13 protein-coding genes are annotated in these 17,908 nt (G+C 76.5%); 8 read left to right on the top strand and 5 right to left on the bottom strand.

Annotation, left to right across the window (positions count from 1 at the left end; translation table 11 throughout):
* Positions 1–45 precede the first annotated feature (45 nt).
* Positions 46–1,413 (top strand): M64 family metallopeptidase, encoded by a 1,368-nt coding sequence (locus ACF053_RS22790; protein WP_391955614.1) that lies wholly within the window; start codon positions 46–48, stop codon positions 1,411–1,413.
* A gap of 961 nt (positions 1,414–2,374) precedes the next feature.
* Here the strand turns inward: ACF053_RS22790 and fusA are convergent.
* A complete protein-coding gene (gene fusA, locus ACF053_RS22785; protein ID WP_391955613.1) occupies positions 2,375–4,459 on the bottom strand; it encodes an elongation factor G in 2,085 nt (694 codons plus the stop codon).
* Between the two features lie 562 nt (positions 4,460–5,021).
* Between fusA and ACF053_RS22780 the strand changes: the two genes are divergently transcribed.
* Both ACF053_RS22780 and ACF053_RS22775 read left to right on the top strand, forming a co-directional pair.
* A complete protein-coding gene (locus ACF053_RS22780) occupies positions 5,022–6,728 on the top strand; it encodes a serine/threonine-protein kinase (protein ID WP_391955612.1) in 1,707 nt (568 codons plus the stop codon).
* Between the two features lie 490 nt (positions 6,729–7,218).
* Positions 7,219–8,781 carry an alpha/beta hydrolase gene (locus tag ACF053_RS22775; RefSeq protein WP_391955611.1) on the top strand — a complete coding sequence of 521 codons (1,563 nt, stop codon included), beginning with the start codon at positions 7,219–7,221 and terminating at the stop codon, positions 8,779–8,781.
* Between the two features lie 128 nt (positions 8,782–8,909).
* Here the strand turns inward: ACF053_RS22775 and ACF053_RS22770 are convergent, their stop codons facing one another.
* On the bottom strand, positions 8,910–9,641 hold the full coding sequence (locus ACF053_RS22770) for a spermidine synthase (RefSeq protein WP_391955610.1): 732 nt from the start codon (positions 9,639–9,641) through the stop codon (positions 8,910–8,912).
* Positions 9,642–9,768: 127 nt separating this feature from the next.
* Here ACF053_RS22770 and ACF053_RS22765 point away from each other — a divergent pair, with 127 nt between their 5' ends.
* The gene (locus ACF053_RS22765; protein ID WP_391955609.1) at positions 9,769–10,785 is read left to right on the top strand and encodes a GerMN domain-containing protein; all 1,017 of its coding nucleotides are present in this window, start codon (positions 9,769–9,771) and stop codon (positions 10,783–10,785) included.
* Positions 10,786–10,953: 168 nt separating this feature from the next.
* On the opposite strand, the gene ACF053_RS22760 is transcribed toward ACF053_RS22765, so the two are convergent.
* Together ACF053_RS22760 and ACF053_RS22755 are read right to left on the bottom strand one after the other, a co-directional pair.
* Positions 10,954–12,171, bottom strand: coding sequence for a S8 family peptidase (locus ACF053_RS22760; protein WP_391955608.1), 1,218 nt, complete (start codon positions 12,169–12,171; stop codon positions 10,954–10,956).
* A 432-nt stretch (positions 12,172–12,603) separates the two neighbouring features.
* Positions 12,604–13,284: a type III effector protein gene (locus tag ACF053_RS22755; protein ID WP_391955607.1), complete on the bottom strand. Its 681-nt coding sequence runs from the start codon at positions 13,282–13,284 to the stop codon at positions 12,604–12,606.
* A gap of 169 nt (positions 13,285–13,453) precedes the next feature.
* On the opposite strand from ACF053_RS22755, the gene ACF053_RS22750 reads away from it, so the two are divergent.
* The 4 genes from ACF053_RS22750 to ACF053_RS22735 all read left to right on the top strand — a co-directional run bounded on the left by ACF053_RS22750 (position 13,454) and on the right by ACF053_RS22735 (position 15,735).
* Entirely contained in the window at positions 13,454–13,891 is a 438-nt protein-coding gene (locus ACF053_RS22750) for an Hsp20/alpha crystallin family protein (RefSeq protein ID WP_391955606.1), read from the top strand.
* Between the two features lie 68 nt (positions 13,892–13,959).
* Positions 13,960–14,355 carry a DUF2267 domain-containing protein gene (locus ACF053_RS22745; protein WP_391955605.1) on the top strand — a complete coding sequence of 132 codons (396 nt, stop codon included), beginning with the start codon at positions 13,960–13,962 and terminating at the stop codon, positions 14,353–14,355.
* Between the two features lie 74 nt (positions 14,356–14,429).
* Complete coding sequence (locus ACF053_RS22740) at positions 14,430–14,855, top strand: DUF2267 domain-containing protein (protein ID WP_391955604.1); 426 nt, start codon at positions 14,430–14,432, stop codon at positions 14,853–14,855.
* Between the two features lie 226 nt (positions 14,856–15,081).
* Positions 15,082–15,735: a TOPRIM nucleotidyl transferase/hydrolase domain-containing protein gene (locus ACF053_RS22735; RefSeq protein WP_391955603.1), complete on the top strand. Its 654-nt coding sequence runs from the start codon at positions 15,082–15,084 to the stop codon at positions 15,733–15,735.
* A 209-nt stretch (positions 15,736–15,944) separates the two neighbouring features.
* On the opposite strand, the gene ACF053_RS22730 is transcribed toward ACF053_RS22735, so the two are convergent.
* Positions 15,945–17,774, bottom strand: a complete 1,830-nt coding sequence (locus tag ACF053_RS22730) for a rhamnogalacturonan lyase (protein ID WP_449336540.1) — start codon at positions 17,772–17,774, stop codon at positions 15,945–15,947.
* Between the last annotated feature and the right edge of the window lie 134 nt (positions 17,775–17,908).

Below are 17,908 nucleotides of genomic sequence, written 5' to 3'. Positions count from 1 at the left end.
CCGGATTTAAGTCCGTGGTTAACCCCCCACTTCGAAGGAGGCCTCGTGCGCACCACCCTGCGCAACTCCCTGACGGCGGCCGGCGTGGCCGCGGCCGTCGCCGCGTCACTCGCCGCCGGACCCGGCACCGCGGCGGCGGGCCCTGCCCCGCTCGCCGGGCCGGGCCGTCACGCGGAGGTCGTGGAGGTCGAGATACCCGGCCCCGAGCACGGCACCGTCGCCGGCTCCGGCCACCTCCACGTCCCGGCCGCCGATCAGGACCGGCCCGCGGCGCGGCTCTCCGCGGCCGAGGAGCGGGCCGACGGCACCGTCACCAAGCTGGTCGACAACGGTCCCACCGCCGACCGGCTGGACGTCGTCGTCATCGGCGACGGCTACACCGCCGCCGAACTGCCGCGGTTCCGCGCGGACGCCGGCGACAAGTGGGCGGAGGTCGCGGCCGTCGAGCCGTACACCACCTATCAGGGCCTGTTCAACGTCTGGGCGGTCGACGCGGTCTCCCGCGACTCCGGTGTCACCGGCGACCCCGACCGCGCCACCGTCCGCGACACGGCCCTCGGCGCCCACTTCTGGTGCGGCGACATCGAACGGCTGCTCTGCGTCGACCAGGACGAGGTGGACGCCTACGCCGCGCTCGCCCCCGACGCCGACCTCGTACTCGTCCTCGCCAACAGCGCCAAGTACGGCGGCGCCGGCTACAACGAGCCGAGCGCCACCATCGGCTACGACGGGATCGCCACCGCCTCCGCCGGGAACGCCAAGTCCGGTCAGGTCGCCATCCACGAGACCGGCCACTCCCTCGGCTGGCTCGCCGACGAGTACTTCTACCCCGGCACGCCGGGCTACGAGCGGTACACCGGCGAGGAGCCGACCGATCCGAACACGTCGACGCTCGACGCCGCCCGCATGGCCGAGCGGCGCGCCAAGTGGTACCGCTGGCTGGGCGAGGAGTCGCCCGACGGGGGCACGGTCGGCGCCTACGAGGGCGGCGGGTACTACGTCGCCGGCCTCCACCGGCCCACCGACAACTCCCTCATGCGCGTCCTGGACCGGCCGTTCAACCTGCCGGGCGTGGAGGCGATGATCGCCGGCTTCTACCGGCACGCCGAACCGGCCACCGCGCTCACCCCGGCGGGCGGCACGCTCAGGGCCGACGACGCGGCGCGGATCGCCGTCCCCCGCCTGACGGGGGCGGACGGCCACCAGCTGACCGTCCGCTGGTACCTCGACGGTCGCGAACTGCGGCACCTGGCGGGCCGCACCGAGGTGCGCGTCGCCCAGCTGGGGCTGCGGCCGCACGACTTCCGGTCGCACAAGCTGTCCGTGACGGTGGTGGACCGTACGTCCTCGGTCCGAGACCCGGCCGTCGCGAAGACCCTGCGCACCGCCTTCGACTGGCGCGTCCGCCGATAGCCCCGTACCGGGCGGGGCCGGGCCGGTCACCTCCCTGCGGGCCGCGTGCGTGGCCCCGCCGGCACCGGCACGCGGTGCCGGCGGTCCTGCCGGGGATCACCCCGCCGGGCCCCTCGTCCCGGTGGCGGGCCGGGCGCCGGGGCCCGGTACGAGGTCGTGCAGCAGGTCGCCGAGCGGGCCGACCGGCCCGGCCGGCGCGGACGATCGCGGCGCCGGGTCGCCCGAGGGCGCCGGGCCGTCACCCGGTGCGCCCGTCGCGTCCGTCGCGGCGGGCGCACCCGGTGGCGGGCCCGGTGCGTGCGGTCCGGGTCCCGGCTCCGGCCCGCGCTCGGCGGCCGCTCCCGGCGTCGTGGGGGCGGCGTCCCGTCCCACCGTCCGGCCCTCGGGCCGGGGTGAGTCCGGCACCGGCGCCCAGCCGCCGCCCACCGGCCGCCGCGGCTCGGCACTGAGGGCGGGCAGCAGCGTCGGTCCCGCCGCGCGGCCCGGTCCCGCCCGGCCCGGCCCCGTACGCGCCCCGTCCGGGCCCCCGGCGGGGACCACCGGGCCGCCCGCACCGGGCAGCGGGCCCCGTGACGACTCGGGCCGCGCCCTGGACGCCGGGGCGTCGGGCGGGGACTGGAGCACCAGAGCCAGCGCACCGGCCACTCCCAGCGCGGTCGTGGTCCTCACCAGGGTGTGGCGGGCGCCGCTCGCCCCGCATTCCTGCCTGTGCCTGCCCATGTGGTCCCTCCGGGGGCCGTGGTCACTCGATCCGACGGTCGGACAAGGGGCGCGGAGGGGTGAAGGTGACGGGTGATCCACTCCCCGTCACCTTCTGTGACGCATTCGTGACACGCATCCCGCGCGCCGCCCGCCGGACCCCGAGGCCGCCGTGCCACGGGGCCCCCGGCGACCTGGCCGGTCCGTGCCGTCCGCCGGGCGGCGAACGGCACCGGACGGGACCGGCCGGGGCAGAGGCGGGTCAGCCGGGCAGGAGACGCGCGGAGACCGCCGCCGGGACCGGGGCGTACCCGCACGGGCGGGTCGTGAACGTGCCCCGGCCCTGGGTGCGGCCCCGCAGCCGGGACGCGTAGCCGAACAGCTCCGCCAGCGGCACCGTCGCGGTGACCGTCGTCGTCCCGGCCCGCGCGGTCGAGCCGGTGACGCGGCCGCGCCGCGCCGCCAGGTCGCCGAGCACCCCGCCCACGGCGTCGTCCGGCACGGTGGCCGTCACCTCGGCGACGGGCTCCAGGAGCGCCATCGCCCCCGTACGCAGGGCCTCGCGCAGGCCCAGCCGACCCGCCGTGCGGAACGCGAGCTCCGAGGAGTCCTTCGGGTGCGTCGCCCCGTCGGTCAGCGTGACCCGCAGTCCGACCACCGGGTGTCCGGCGAGCGGCCCCTCGGCCAGCGCGTCCCGGCAGCCCGCCTCCACGGCCCGCACGAACTCCTGCGGCACGCGGCCCCCGACGACCACCGACCGGAACACGAAGGCGCCCGCCGTGCCCGGCTCCACGTCCAGCGGCTCCACGTCCAGCACCACGTGGGCGAACTGGCCCGCCCCGCCGTCCTGTTTCACGTGCCGGTACACCGACCCCGTCACGCCACGGGCCACCGTCTCGCGGTACGAGACCCGCGGGCGGCCCACCGCGACCTCCACCCCGTGCCGGCGCAGCGTCTCCACCGCGACCTCCAGGTGCAGTTCGCCCAGCCCCGACAGCACGGTCTGCCCGGTCTCCGGATCGGTCCGCACGACGAGCGAGGGGTCCTCCTCCGCCAGCCGGCCGAGCGCCGTCGCCAACCGGTCCGCGTCCGGGGCGCGGCGCGCCTCGACCGCCACGGACACCACCGGTTCGGCCGTCCCGGGCGGTTCGAGCACCAGCGGCGCACCGGGCGCGCACAGGGTCGTCCCCGCGCGTGCCGCCTTCGGCCCGACCACCGCGACGATGTCGCCGGCCACCGCGACGTCGGTCTCGGCGTGCCGGTCCGCCCGCACCCGCAGGATGCGGGCGACCCGCTCGGTGCGGCCCGACACCGGGTCGAGCACGACGTCCCCCTTGCGCAGGGTGCCGGCGTACGCGCGCAGGAAGGTGAGCCGGCCGGTCGGCGTCGACTGCACCTTGAACACCAGCCCGCAGAACGGCGCCGCCGGGTCGGCGGCCCTCTCCCGCACCTCACCGCCGAGCGTGCCGCGCACGGCGGGCACGTCCAGCGGCGAGGGCAGGTACGCGACGACGGCCTCCAGCAGCGGCTCGATCCCGCGGTCGCGGTACGCCGACCCGCACAGCACCACGACGCCCCCGCCACCGCGCGTCAGGTCACGCAGGGCGGACGCGAGCGTGCCGGTCGAGACCCCGCCGCCGGCGCAGTACTCCTCCAGCGCGGCCGGGTGCAGCTCCGCCACGGCCTCCTCCAGGGCCCCGCGCCGCCGCGCCGCCTCCTCGCGCAGCGCCCCGGGCACCGGGCGGTCCTCGTACCCGTCCCGGCCGTCCGCCCAGACCAGCGCCCGCATCCGCAGCAGGTCCACGACGCCGGTGAAGCCGGACTCGCGCCCGATCGGCAGCTGCGCCACCAGCGGGACCACGCCGAGCCGGTCGCGGATCGAGGCGACCGCCGCGTCGAGGTCGGCGCCCGCGCGGTCCAGCTTGTTGACGAACGCGATCCTGGGCACGCCCTGCCGGTCGGCCTGGCGCCACACGGCCTCGCCCTGCGGCTCCACGCCCGCGACCGCGTCGAACACCGCGACCGCCCCGTCGAGGACGCGCAGCGAACGCGTCACCTCGTCGGTGAAGTCGACGTGGCCGGGCGTGTCGATGAGGTTGATCCGGTGGCCGTCCCAGACGCAGCTGACGGCCGCCGCGAAGATGGTGATGCCGCGGTCGCGCTCCTGCGGGTCGAAGTCGGTCACGGTCGTCCCGTCGTGCACCTCGCCCCGCTTGTGGGTGGTGCCGGTCAGGTAAAGGATCCGCTCCGTCACGGTGGTCTTCCCGGCGTCGACGTGGGCGAGCACGCCGATGTTCCGTACGGTGCTCAGGGGAGAGGTGATGCGGTGTCGCGGGTCGGTACGCATGGCCGTGTGGCCTTTCTGCTGGGTCCGGCGAAGACGTGGGGCGCGCGATTCCCGTGCGGACCCCCCCGGCCCTGAGCGGGGCCCGGCTCCCCTCCCGGCGCCCCGGTGCCCGGCGTCACCGGTGTCCGCGGCGTCCGTGGACACGGCGGTCACCGTGCCGCCGCGGGCACGGCGATCCCGCCGCACGTAGGCGCGGCGCACGCCGTCACCGCGTGACGGCGCGCACGGCGGCCCGCAAGCGGGAGGGCGCAGGGGGAGAGGGGAGGGGAGGCGGAGGTACGGAGGTACGTCCTGTCACGGGCTCCGGTGCCGGCCGCGCGGCCGGCACCGGGCCTACGAGGACACCAGGATCACGTCGTACCGCGACCAGGGGGCGTCGACAGCGGTGTGGTCCCGCATGGTCCGCCCCCTTCGACTCGTCGTCCGGTCACCCGTCGGGCGCGCCCCGGACGGTGTGCCGGCGGCGCGCACCGCGAGTGTAGTGAGCGCGTGCGGGCCCGGGCACCGGGTTTTCGGTGCCTGCCGCACGGGTGTGCGCGCGTGCCGCCTACGATGACCCGCCATGAGCATGAGTGAGGGCGGCAGACCCCTGGTCGACGCACGGTTCGAACTGGTCTCCCGCTTGGGCAGCGGCGGCATGGGCACGGTCTGGCGGGCGCGGGACGTCGCCCTGGACCGTGAGGTCGCGCTCAAGGAGGTCCGCCCGCCCGACCCCGCCGTCGAGGAGGCCAACCCCGGTCTCGCCGCGCAGCTGCGCCTGCGCGCCGTCCGCGAGGCCAGGGCGCTGGCCCGGCTGTCGAACCCGCACGTGGTGACGATCCACCACATCGTCGAGCCCGCCGACGGCTCCCACCCCTGGATCGTCATGGAGCTCGTCGAGGGGCGCTCCGTCCACGAACGGCTCGCCGAGGGCCCCATGCCCGTGCCCGAGGTGATCCGGCTCGGCCGGGAGGTCCTGTCGGCGCTGCGCGCCGCGCACTCCGCGGGCATCCACCACCGCGACGTGAAGCCCGCGAACGTCCTGCTGCGCCCCGACGGCAGCGCCGTCCTCACCGACTTCGGCATCGCCGAGTTCTCGGAGGCGACGTCCCGGCTGACCTCGACCGGCGACCTGATCGGCTCACCGGAGTTCATCGCGCCCGAGCGCGTGCGCGGCGAGGAGGGCAACCCGGCCTCCGACCTGTGGTCGCTCGGCATGCTGCTGTACGTGGCGGCCGAGGGGCACCATCCGTTCCGCCGGGCGACCAGCCTCGCGACCGTCGTCGCCGTCCTGGACGACCCGATCCCGCCGCCGGTCAGGTCGGGCGCCCTCGGACCCGTCCTGGACCGGCTCCTGGTCCGCGACCCCGCCCGGCGCCCGGACGGCGCGGAGTCGGAGCGGCTGCTGCGGGAGGTGGCGGAGCCCGCCGGGGCCACGCCGCCCGCCGCGGCCACGCCGCCCCACGGACCGGGCGCCGGCGCCGCTGCGTACGGGCAGCACCCCGCGTACGCCGGGCCGCAGGCCCACCGTCCGACCTGGACGCCACACGCCACGGTGCCCAACGGCGCGTTCGGCCCTCCGGTACCGTCCGGGCCGCCCGCCCGCCGCTCGGCCGGCCGCCGCGCCGCCCTCTCCGTCGCCTCGGCCGCGGCCGTCGTCGTCGCGGCCGTCGCCGCACTGAACTGGCCGTTCGCCGGGGGCACGACCGACGACGGCCGGGACGCCCCGCCCTCGTCCGACTCCGCCTCGCGCGACCCGGTGTCCGGGACGCGCGGCACCACCGGCGGCGGTACGGATTCCTCGGCGGACGGGGTGCCCGCGCCGACCAGGGGCTCGCTGCTGACGACGGCGAACGTCCGCACCGTCCTCGGGGCGTTCCGCGAGGCGAGCGGCAACCCGCAGGTCAAGCAGGTGACCTTCTACGAGGAGTACGCGCTGGCCGACATCCCCACCAAGCCGGGCGCGAGGACGTACGACCGGTACCAGTACCGCGACGGCGTGGCGGCGAAGACCGGCCCGGGCGGCACCATCGCCCCGGACTCGCCCGACGAGCAGCCCTTCGACGCGGCCGCGCTCGCCTGGGAAACCCTCCCGGCGCTCATGCGGCGCGGGGAGAAGGACCTGAAGGTCGACAACCCGAACCTGCGGTACGTGATCGTCGACCGGTGGACGTTCAACGCCGACCAGCCGACCATGCGCTTCCACCTCACCAACGAGTACCGGGCGTCCGGGTACCTCGCCACCGACGGCCGTGGCAAGGTCGTGGCCTCGTACCCCGCGTCGTCCTGACCCCCCCCCGCGCCGGCCCGCCACGCGCCACCCTCGGCCCCGCGCGTACCGGGGCGGACCGGGGCCGGGTCGGCCGCCGGCGGCGTGACGGGCACGACGCGCACACGGCAGGCACGGCAGGCCCACGGCGGACCCGTCGACGGCGGCGGTCGGCCCGGCGGTCGAGCGGCTCCCGTCCGGCAGGGGCGAACACGCCAGGTCCGGGCGGCGGCACCGACGTACCCGGCGCGGGGGCGGCCGGCGAGGCCACCGGCCCGTCGGCCGGGGCGCGTACCCGCGCCGGCCGCCACGGCCGTGCTCGACGCCGACCACGTCACGAGACCGGAGCGGCCCGCGCCCGCCACCGGCAGGCGCGGCGCGGCCCGTCCGTCCGGCGGCGTCCGGCCCTTGAACCTCCCCCACGGGGAGCTCTTAGCGTCCGTCGCACGAGCGGCCGACCGGACGGACACGTCGGTGGTCGGCGGCACGACAGCGACGACGAGGAGGGGTCATGACGGCGTTCGTACTGGTGGGGGAGGTCTTCACCGGGGGATGGGTCTGGGACGGTGTGGTCGAGCAGCTGCGGGGCGCGGGGGCCGAGGTGCACGCGGCGACGCTGTCGACGGACCCCGGGGCGGATCTGGACACGCACGTCCGGGACGTGGTGCGGCTCGTCGACACGGCCGCCGCCGGGCAGGTGGTGCTGGTCGGGCACGGCTACGGCATCCACCCGGCGCTCGGCGCCGCCGACCTGCGGGCGGGGCGGATCGCCCGGATCGTCCATCTGGACGCGGGCCTGCCCCAGGACGGTGACCCGCCCCTGAAGCTCCTGCCCGACGAGGAGGTCCGCGACCGCCTCACCCGCGCCGCGGCCGACGCGGCCGGGACCGCCACCACCGGCGGCGGCACCACCGGCGCGGGCGGGAGCGGTGGCGTCGCCGGGAGCGGTGGCGTCGCCACCGTGGCGCCGCCGACCACCCCGGGCGCATGGGACCGCTGGGGCAGCACGGCCGGTGTCCCCGCCGAGGAGCTGGAGCGGCTCACCCGGCTCGCCGTACCGCAGCCGCCCGGCACGCTCACCGCGCCGCTCCGACTGACCGGGGCCGCCGCGGACGTGCCGACCAGCGGGGTGCTGTGCACCGGCAACGGCGCGGGCATCGCCACGGTCCAGGCCCTCGTCGGACTGGGCGACCCACGCCTGAGGGCGCTCGCCGACCCCCGGGTCACCTTCTTCGAACTGGCCACCGGCCACTGGCCGATGCTGGCCGTGCCCGGCGAACTGGCGGACGTCCTGCTGCGGGCCGCCGCGGGGGAGGGGCACCGGCTGACCCCGCCCGGGGACGGACCGCCGCCCCACCTGCGACCGTTCCTCCTCGACGTCCCCGAGCGGCCCCGCGAGCGGATCGGCCGGGTGGACCTGTACCCGCCCGCGGGGGAGGCCGCGGGCCGGCCCGCCCCGGCCGTCGTCCTCGTCCACGGCGGGCCGGTCCCGGCGGGGGTGACGCCCACGCCGCGCGACTGGCCGGCGTTCGTGGGGTACGGCCGGTACCTGGCCGGACTCGGCGCGGTCGGCGTCACCCTGGACCACCGGCTGCACGAGATCACCGACTTCGGCCGGGCCGCCGAGGACGTCGCGGAGGCCGTCGAGCTGGTGCGGGCGGACCCCCGCGTCGACGCCGACCGGATCGCCCTGTGGTTCTCGTCCGCGGGCGGCCTGCTGTCGGCGGACTGGCTGGCCGCCCCGCCGCCCTGGCTGCGGTGTGTGGCGTTGACGTACCCGGTCCTCGCCCCGCTCCCCAACTGGGGCATGTCCGGGCAGCGGTTCCGCCCGGCCGCCGCGGTGCGCGCGGCGGGGTGCCCGCCGGTCGTCCTGACCCGGGTGGAGCGGGAGCGGCCCGAGATCGCCGTGACGGTCGAGGAGTTCCTCACCGCCGCCGGGGAGTGCGACGCGACCGTCGAGGTGATCGACGTGCCCCTCGCACACCACGGGTTCGAGACGGTCGACCACACGCCGCAGGCCCGGCAGGCCGTCGAGCGGGCGGCCAGGGCCGTCCTGCGCCACCTGCGCGCCTGACGATCCACGCGGTCGCGCGGCCTGACCGTCCGCGCGGCTGCGGCGGCAACCGCAGGAGCGGCGGCCCCGACGGCCGGTACCGGCAGCGGTGCCGCCACCCGTGCGGGGGTGGGGCCGGAGGGCCTGGCCTACCGGGTCCGCGCCACGTACACGGTGTTGGCCGCGGTGCCCCCGTCGGGGCTTCCCGCCGGGCGGGGGAACGTCACCACGTGCGACGCGTACGTGGCGAAGACCTCGGCGAGCGCGGCGGTGAACGCCCCGTCCGGCGGGTCGTTCGACCACAGCGCGAAGACGCCGCCGGGCCGGAGGTGGCGGGCGAGGGCGCGCAGCCCGTCGGGCCGGTACAGCGCCGCGTGCCGCGGGTGCAGCACGTGGGCGGGGGAGTGGTCGACGTCCAGCAGCACCGCGTCGAAGCGCCGGCCCGGCCGGTCGGGGTCCAGGCCGGCCGGGTCGGCGGCCAGCGCGAAGAAGTCGCCGCGCGCGAACCGGCACCGTGGGTCGGCGGTCAGGGCCGCGCCGAGCGGTACGAGGTGCCGCTGGTGCCAGCCGATGACCTCGCCGAGCGCCTCCACCACCAGCAGGGAACCGACCCGCGGGTCCGCCAGCGCGGCGTGCGCGGTGTGACCGAGCCCCAGACCGCCGACGGCGACGTCCAGCGGCGGGGAGTCGTCGGGCAGCGCGGCGAGCCCGAGCCGCGCCAGCGCCACCTCCCCCTCGGTGAAGAGACTGGACATCAGGTACGCGTCGTCGAGCTTCACCTCGTACACGTCCGCGCCCGACGCGGGGTCACGTCGGCGCCGCAGGCTGATGTCGCCGATCGGGGTCGGTCGCCAGTCGATCTCCTGGAATCGCACGCTCACGATCCGGGACGCTACCGGAGGATCACCGCCGAACGGGGCTACAACGCCCGAAAGATGGGGTACCCGACTCTTCCCCGGCGAGGTGCGACGGTGTTCCCTCGACCGAAGGGGCCGCGAGGAGGCTGCCATGGCATTTCCCACCCGTACGACATCCACACCGGCCCGGCGTACCCGGACGGCGCCGCTCGTCTCCACCCTGGTCCTGGCGCTCACGCTCAGCGCGTGCGGGGCGGGCGCCGGCGGGGCGACCGCGCCGGGGGAGGCGCCGGACCCCGCGACCGGGTCGACCGTGCCGGCGGACCCGGTCGGCACGACCGTCCCGCCGTCGGCCTCCGGCGCGTCGTCCCCGGGCCGCACCATCCCTCCCGCGTCGACGACCCCGCCGACGGCACCCGCCACGACACAGCCCACCGCGCCGCCCGAGGGGGGCAAGCACGTACGCGTCGCCGTCTACTTCCTGCACGGCGAGCGGGTGTCGCCCGCCCCCCGCTCCGTGACCGCCCCGGCCACCGCGGCCGGCGCCCTGCGCGCCCTGCTGGCGGGGCCGAACGGCTTCGAACGCGGCCACGAACGGACGACGGCCATCCCCGCGGGGACGGAACTGAGGTCCCTCGCCGTGCGCGACGGCGTCGCCACCGTCGACCTGTCCGGCCGGTACGACGACGGGGGCGGCGCGCTGTCGATGCGCGCCCGGCTCGCGCAGGTCGTCTACACGGCCACGCGCTTCCCCTCGGTGACGTCCGTCCGCTTCGCCCTCGACGGCAAGCCGGTCCGCCACTTCGGCGGAGAGGGCGTCGACCTGACGCGGCCGGTCGGCCGGGCCGACTTCGAGGACCTGACACCGGCCGTGCTCGTGGAGTCGCCGATGATCGGCGACACGGTCGGCAGCCCGGTGAGGGTGTGGGGCACCGCGAACACGTTCGAAGCGGCCTTCGGCCTCCGGATCGTCGACGCCGCCGATCGCACCGCGGCGCAGGTGCACGGCATGGCGTCGTCGGGCAGCGGCACGCGCGGCACGTTCGACCTGACCGTCCCCTTCCGGACCGCGCGCGGGGGGCCGGGGGAGCTGACCGCCACCTGGGACTCGGCGGAGGACGGCCGGCTCGTGGCCACCGCCAACGTCCCCGTGACCCTGCGCCGCTGAGGGACCCGGCCGGTGCCCGGGCCTCTCGGAGGCCCGGCCCGGCCCGTCCCGTCGTCCCGGCCCGGCGCGGGGTGGGGCGGGGAAGAGACAGAGGCAGAGGAGCAGGGCGTGCGGGCGCCCCGCGGACGGTGGTGGGACGGCCGTCCGCGGGGCGCCGGGCGGGGGCGGTCAGAGCCCGCCGGTCTGCACGAGGCGGTTGGGGGACCCCTTCGACACCGTGAGGACGCCGGTCACCGACTGCTGGACGAGCCAGCCGCCGACGTCCGCGGGGGAGGCGCCGGGGTTCTGCGCCATGTGGAGGACGGCGACACCGGCCACGTGGGGGCTGGCCATGGAGGTGCCGTCCAGGGTGGTGCTGCCGCCGCCGAGCCGGGCGGACCGGATCTGGGTGCCCGGCGCGTACAGCTCCAGGCACGGGCCGAAGTTGGAGAACGACGCCTCCTGGTCCAGGTGGTCCGTGGCGCCGACCGTGAAGGCGCCCGCCGCACTCGCCGGCGACACCTTGCAGGCGTCCTCGGCGCTGTTGCCGGCGGCGATGACGGGCAGGACGCCCTTGGCGTACAGGCCGTCCGCCGCCGCGTTGACCGCGTCGGAGCGCGGGCCGCCGAGCGAACCGTTGAGGACGGCCGGCCGGGCAGTGCTCGCCGCGGCGCGCTCGAACCCGGCGATCATGCCGGAGTAGGAGCCCCTGCCCTGGCAGTCGAGGACGCGGAAGCTGACGACCCGCGCCTGCCGGGCGACGCCGAACGTCGCGCCGGCGACGGTGCCCGCGACATGGGTGCCGTGGCCGTTGCAGTCCTGCCCGTTGCGGCCGTCGCCGATCGCGTCGAAGCCGAAGTGGGCCCGGTTGGCGAACTCCGGGTGGCCGTAGTCGATGCCGGTGTCGAGGATGAAGGCCCACACACCGGAACCGGTGCCCGTGACCTCGAACCGGTTGTCGAGCGGCAGGTACGGCTGGTCGATCCGGTCCAGTCCCCAGCTCGTCGCCCGCACCCGCGGCACGGGCCCCTCGGCCGGCAGTGGGGTGGCGGTGGCAACCGCGTCCTGTTCGACCGCCTCGACCTCCGGCATGGCCCGTACCGCTGTCAGCTGGTCGGGGGTGAGGCGGGCGGCGAAGCCGTGCAGCACCTTCTCGTAGGAGAACAGCGGGGTGACCCCGGCCACCCCGGCGACCTGCGCCGCCGGGGCGGCGCCCGGTCGCAGCGTGACGATGTACTGGCCGTCGATGCCGCCCGACGCGTGCGTGCGCAGCGGCGCGGGTGCGGCCCGGGAGACGGTCGGTGCGGGCTCGGCGCCACCGGCGGCGGCGGTGGCGGGCGCGGGCGCGGCGGCGAGGGGCAGGAGCAGGAGGAGCGCGGCGGACGCGCGGCGCGCGGACAGCCTCATGCGGGTCTCCGTTCGGTCGGTACGGGGCGGACGAGGTGCCGGGGTCCGTGACCGCGGCGGCCGCGGTGGCCCGCCGGGGCGGGCCACCGGGTCCTCTGGGTTCTCGGCCGCCCGGGCCCGCAACAGGCCTTCTTGTCAGGAGCACGCCATTAGTCGGACGATCCGACCGATCGTCCGTGAGGGTGAGGGGGCGTGTGGAGCGTTTCGGAGCGGAGGCTGTGGTCGGCCGCGCCGACCGGAGAAGTCGCGGCCGAAGCCCGACGGGCCGTCCCTGGTTCCGACCCGGCTGACGAGACGGCGGATGGCCCACCCGGCGCGGTCCTGGCTGTGGCTCCTGGGTGCGACGGGTGCAGAGGCGCGGAGGTGTCGGGGCGTCAGGACGTCGGTGTGCCGTGGCCCCTCGGCCCGGCGGGGCGCGCACCCGGCCGGGCGTCAGTCGGTGGTGCGGCGGTCCTGGTCGCTCGCGCGGCGCAGCTCGTCGGCCCGGCGCGTCACGTCGGCCACGCGCGCGGCGAGCTCCGGGTGCCGCCGCAGGTGCGGTCCGGCGTCGGCGAGGGGGCCGACGAGCCCGGCCGCGTCGTCCCCCGCCAGCGCCTCGGTGAGCCGGTCGATCGGCGGGCGCGCCTGACGGGTGAGGTCGTCGAGGGCCGTGATCTGCCCGGCCAGCTGCCGCAGGTCCGCGGCGTTGCGCCGGGCCCACGCGCCGACCGTGCGGTCGGCGGCGCGCCGGTCCCGGGTCGCCTTCACCCGCTCGTCCCCGGTGGTCCCGTGGTGGTCACCCGGCCGCAGGCGCAGGTACCGCCGCTCGGCCGCCTGGCGGCTGGCCACCCCGAGCGGCCCGGCGAGCTCGGCCCAACTGGCCCCGGCCGAGCGGGCCGCCTCGATCAACCCGGGCTCCCAGTCGGCGAGCCGCCTGCGCACCTCGCGCAACGTCAGCAGCGCCGCCAGCGCCTCCTCGGCGGCGGACGGGGCCTCCAGGACGGGGTTCCCGTCGACCGCCGGCGCGTCCTGTGCCGTGCGGATCGCGTCGTCGATCGCGCTCAGTGCCGCCGCGGCGGCCAGGAAGGACCCGGGGGTCGGGGAGCAGGGCGTCGACTGCTCGGCTTCGCTCACGGGGCCTCCTCCGAGTGCGGACGGACGGTGCCGTCGATGTCATGGACCACGGCGCGCGGCGTCGTCGAGAAGACGACATCAGCGCTTGTCATCGTTACGACGACATGCTACAACGGGAGTCAGGTGAACGCATTGGCATGAGTCGACCGAGCCGATGGAGGTGTTCAGGATGTTGATGCGCACCGACCCGTTCCAGGAGTTCGACCGGATCGCCCAGCGCCTCGCCGGCGCGTCCGGCACCTGGTCGCGGCCCGCCGCGATGGCCATGGACGCGTACCGCGACGGCGACGAGTACGTGATCGCCTTCGACCTGCCCGGTGTGGACCCCGACGCGATCGACGTCGACGTCGAGCGGAACATGCTGACGGTGAAGGCGGAGCGCAGGCCCCAGCCGAGGGCGGAGGCCGTGCAGATGGAGCTGTCCGAGCGGCCCCTCGGTGTCTTCTCCCGCCAGGTCATGCTGGCCGACACGCTCGACGTGGAGAACATCCGGGGCGACTACGACGCGGGCGTCCTGACCCTGCGCATCCCGATCGCCGAGCGCGCCAAGCCGCGCAAGGTCTCCATCAGCGCCGGCCAGGGTACGCGCAAGGAGATCAGGGGCTGACCCGCCCCGCTCACAGCGCGACCGGAGGGCGGACGCCTCCGCCCTCCGCCGGCCGGAAGGGGTGCGCGATGCGGATGAGATGGGAACCGTTCCTGGAGGCCGTCCGGGAACGCGGTGAGTACCCCACGCGGCAGGAAGCGGAGCGCGCGGCCAGAGTGGTCCTGGCACTGCTCGGCGCGCACCTCGTCGGGGACGTGCGCGTCGAGCTCGCGGCCCGGCTGCCGGAGACCTTCGAGCTGATCCTGCTCAACCCCCTCCAGGCCGCGGAGCCCCTCGACCCCCAGCGGTTCGTCCGCGCCACCGCGGCGTGGATCGAGGGGGCCACCGAGGAGACCGCCCTGTGGGACGTCGGCGCCGTACTGAGCGTCGTCGCCGACGCCGCCGGCGAGAACCTCATGCGGGACGCGCTCCTGCAACTCCCACCGGGGTACGACCTCCTGTTCGGCCGTCCCCGGGCGGACTGACCCACCACACGACGGACGGTCGCCGCCGCGCGACCGGGAAGACCCGGAAGACCGGGAAGGAAGGCACTCCGACCATGACGTGGCACGCACTCGTGCAGCAGATCCGCACCGCCGGCCGCTACGACTCCGACACGGAGGCGGAGCGCGTCCTGGGGGCCGTCCTGACCGTCCTCGGCGGCCACGTCGTCGGCGACGAGCGGTGCGAACTGGCGCGGCTCCTGCCCGCCGAGGCCGGAGTGCTGCTCGTCGCCCAGGTCCCCGTCACCGAACCCGTCACGGCGCCCGGCTTCGTCGGGCGCGTGGCCGCGGCCCTCGCCCCCCTCACCCCCGCCGAAGCCCGGTGGGCCACGTCCACCGTCCTCACCGTCGTCGCCGGCCACGTCGGGGAGGACCTCACGCAGCGGATCCTCGCCGGGCTGCCCCGCGGTTACGCCCTCCTCTTCGGACGCGTCGAGCTGGCACCCGCCGCACCCGGCCGACGCCTGGCGCCCGCTGCCTGACGTCCGGCGCCCGCTGTCCGACGTCGGGCGCCCGGTGTGTCCGGCGCGCCCCGCCGCTCGGCACCCGCCGCGCCCCGCCGCCCGGAGCCGGCCGCCTGACGTGCCGCCGCCCGGGAGCGCACTGCCGACTCCGCGGCCCACCGGTTCTCCGGCCCGCCGGCCCGGGAAAACGCGCGTGCCTACGGGATCACGACCGTGCCAGGATGGCGGCGGGAGGCGAGGTCTCGTGGACGAGGTGACGCGGTTCCGCGCCGCACTGGTCGCCTGGGCGGCCGGCGGGGCGGCGGCGGAGGCGGCGGCCGTCCGGGCGCGGCGGCTGACCGACGGCGTACGGACGATCGTGCTCGTCGAGGGCGGCAGCGACCAGGCCGCCCTCGAAGCGCTCGCCGCGCGCCACGGCCGTGACCTCGGCGCGGAAGGCGTCGCGGTCGTACCGCTCGGCGGCGCGACCAACATCGGGCGCTTCCTCGACGTGTGCGGCCCGCCGGGGCTCGGCCTCCCCCTCGCCGGGCTCTGCGACATCGGTGAGGAACGGCACTTCCGGCGCCACCTGGAGCGGGTCGGCCTCGGCAGCGGCCTCACCCGCGCCGGCCTGGAGGCACTCGGGTTCCACGTGTGCGTGGCCGACCTGGAGGACGAGCTGATCCGCGCGCTCGGACCCGAAGGCGTACAGCAGGTGATCGAGGCCCAGGGCGAGACGCGCTCCTTCCGCACCTTCCAGGGCCAACCGGCCCAGCGGGAACGCCCCGTGGAACACCAACTGCGGCGGTTCATGGGTACGCACAGCGGCCGCAAGGCGCTCTACGCCCGGGCGCTCGTCACCCATCTGCCCCCGGCGCGCGTCCCCCGGCCCCTGGAACGCCTCCTCAGCCACGTGTGACCGGGAGCCGGCCCCCTGCGGAGGCCGGGCGACGGACGCCCCCCCCGCCGACTCGTCCCAGCGCCCCGACGCGCGCTGCGGCGGGCCGGCCCGCACCGCCGACGGAGAGCCGCCCCGCGCCACCGCGGTACCCGGTCGACCGGTGGTGAGGAGGACCCGGCGGCCGGCCCGGCCCGCCGTCGCCCCCCTCACTTCCGACGGCCGGGCCCTCAGGGTGTGCGGACGGTGGGGCGGGGCGGCGCGGGCATGTTGCCGCCGATGAAGAAGCTCGGGTGCGGAGGCTGGTTGTAGGCGGTGTTCTGCCAGGCCAGCGCGGTGCGGTACTGGGTGTCGTGGAGCAGTGTGGTGATGCGCGTGTGCGTCTGGTGGGGCGTGCTGTAGATCCGCAGGGCACGGTTGTCGCCGGTGCGCCAGACGACTTCCTCCCGCCAGTCGCCGAGGATGTCCCCGGACAGCGCGGGCGTCGACTTGGTGCCGTTGTTGGAGGAGACGCCCGAACCGGTCAGCAGGCGGGTGTCGCCGGACGTGCCGTACTTGTCGATGCGGGTGCCGTCCAGGAGTTCGCGGACCGTGTCGCCGTCCCACCAGGACAGGAAGTTCATGCTGGACGGCTTGCGGCCGACGGAGGCGCCGGTCGCCGAGCGCAGGGTGCCGTCGGAGGCGGACCAGGCCTCGGCACCCGGGCTGCCGGCGTGGACGTCACCCGCGACACCCCGCCCGTTGTCGGCTCCGGAGGCCGTCTGCCACAGGACCCGGCCGGTGCGCGCGTCGGCCATCCAGGAGCCGGGCTTGCTCTTGTCCTCGGACACCTTGAAGTACTCCAGGCCCGGCCGCGCCGGGTCGAGGTCCCCGACGTGTCCCGCGTCGCCGTGGCCGAGCCGGGTGGTCCACAGGCCGTTGCCGTCGTCGTCGACGGTCATGGCCCCGTAGACGATCTCGTCCCTGCCGTCGGCGTCGACGTCGGCGACGGACAGGCTGTGGTTGCCCTGGCCGTCGTAGCCCTTGCCGCTGTGGGGGGCGGCGCTGGTGTCGAAGGTCCAGCGGCGCGTGAACTGGCCGTTCCGCCAGTCCCAGGCGGCGATGACGGTCCGCGTGTAGTAGCCGCGGGCCATGACGAGGGAGGGGCGCGAGCCGTCCAGGTAGGCGGTGCCGGCGAGGAAGCGGTCGGCGCGGTTGCCGTAGTCGTCGCCCCAGGACGCGACGTTGCCACGGGCCGGGACGTAGCCCACGGTCTGCATGGCCCTGCCGGTCCGGCCCTCGAACATGGTCAGGTACTCCGGCCCGGCCAGGACGTAGCCGCCGGAGTTGCGGTGGTCGGCGGAGGAACTGCCGATCACCGCGCCGGTGCCGTCCCGGGTGCCGTCGGCGGTCTTCATCGCGACCTCGGCCCTGCCGTCGCCGTCGTAGTCGTAGACCTGGAACTGCGTGTAGTGGGCGCCCGAGCGGATGTTGCGGCCCAGGTCGATGCGCCACAGGCGGGTACCGTCGAGCCTGATGCCGTCGATCACGGTGTTGCCGGTGTGGCCCGAGTGGGCGTTGTCCTTGGCGTTGGTCGGCTGCCACTTCAGGACCAGGTCGAGCCGACCGTCGCCGTCGAGGTCGCCGGTACTGGCGTCGTTGGCCTCGTACGTGTACGCCACCCCGTCGGGGGTCGTACCGCCCGCCGGCGGGGAGATCGGCACGTTCAGGTACCCGGACCGGAACTGGAGCGCGTGCTCGGAGGGCGCCTGCTCGGCCCCGTTCACCACGGCGCGCACCGTGTAGTCGGCCGACGCGGGGGCGCCGGCGTCGAAGTAGTTGGTCGACGTGCCGAGGGGCGTGGAGTTGAGCCGGGTGGTGCCGCGGTAGACGTTGAACGTCACGTTGTCCGGGTCGGTGGCCAGCCACCGCCACGACACCAGGTTGCCGCTGCCGGTGTGGGTGCTGGTCAGCCCCCGGTCGAGGCGTTCGACCTGACGGGCGGTCGCGGCCTGCGCGGCCGGGGGGACGGCGGTGAGGGCGGAGACGGCCAGCGCGGTGGCGGCCGCGATGCCGCCGATCAGCCGGCCGCCCGAACGCCCGCGGAGCCGCCACGGTCGGATCGCGGCGCGGGGGCGCCAGGGTGCGTCGGTCACGATGACCTCCGGGAGTGGGGGACGGGAGCGCCCGGGGAGGACGACCTACTGGGCGGGCC

It is taken from the genome of Streptomyces kanasensis (genome assembly GCF_043077165.1).
Taxonomy (GTDB): domain Bacteria; phylum Actinomycetota; class Actinomycetes; order Streptomycetales; family Streptomycetaceae; genus Streptomyces; species Streptomyces changanensis.
Note: the sequence above shows the minus strand (reverse complement) of the source record. Positions and strands in the feature narration are given on the sequence as shown.

Coding starts and splice junctions, on each gene's coding strand:
- ACF053_RS22780 (WP_391955612.1), top strand. CDS start 5,022: ATGAGCATGAGTGAGGGCGGCAGACCCCTGGTCGACGCACGGTTCGAA.
- ACF053_RS22760 (WP_391955608.1), bottom strand. CDS start 12,171: ATGAGGCTGTCCGCGCGCCGCGCGTCCGCCGCGCTCCTCCTGCTCCTG.
- ACF053_RS22750 (WP_391955606.1), top strand. CDS start 13,454: ATGTTGATGCGCACCGACCCGTTCCAGGAGTTCGACCGGATCGCCCAG.
- fusA (WP_391955613.1), bottom strand. CDS start 4,459: ATGCGTACCGACCCGCGACACCGCATCACCTCTCCCCTGAGCACCGTA.
- ACF053_RS22765 (WP_391955609.1), top strand. CDS start 9,769: ATGGCATTTCCCACCCGTACGACATCCACACCGGCCCGGCGTACCCGG.
- ACF053_RS22745 (WP_391955605.1), top strand. CDS start 13,960: ATGCGGATGAGATGGGAACCGTTCCTGGAGGCCGTCCGGGAACGCGGT.
- ACF053_RS22775 (WP_391955611.1), top strand. CDS start 7,219: ATGACGGCGTTCGTACTGGTGGGGGAGGTCTTCACCGGGGGATGGGTC.
- ACF053_RS22740 (WP_391955604.1), top strand. CDS start 14,430: ATGACGTGGCACGCACTCGTGCAGCAGATCCGCACCGCCGGCCGCTAC.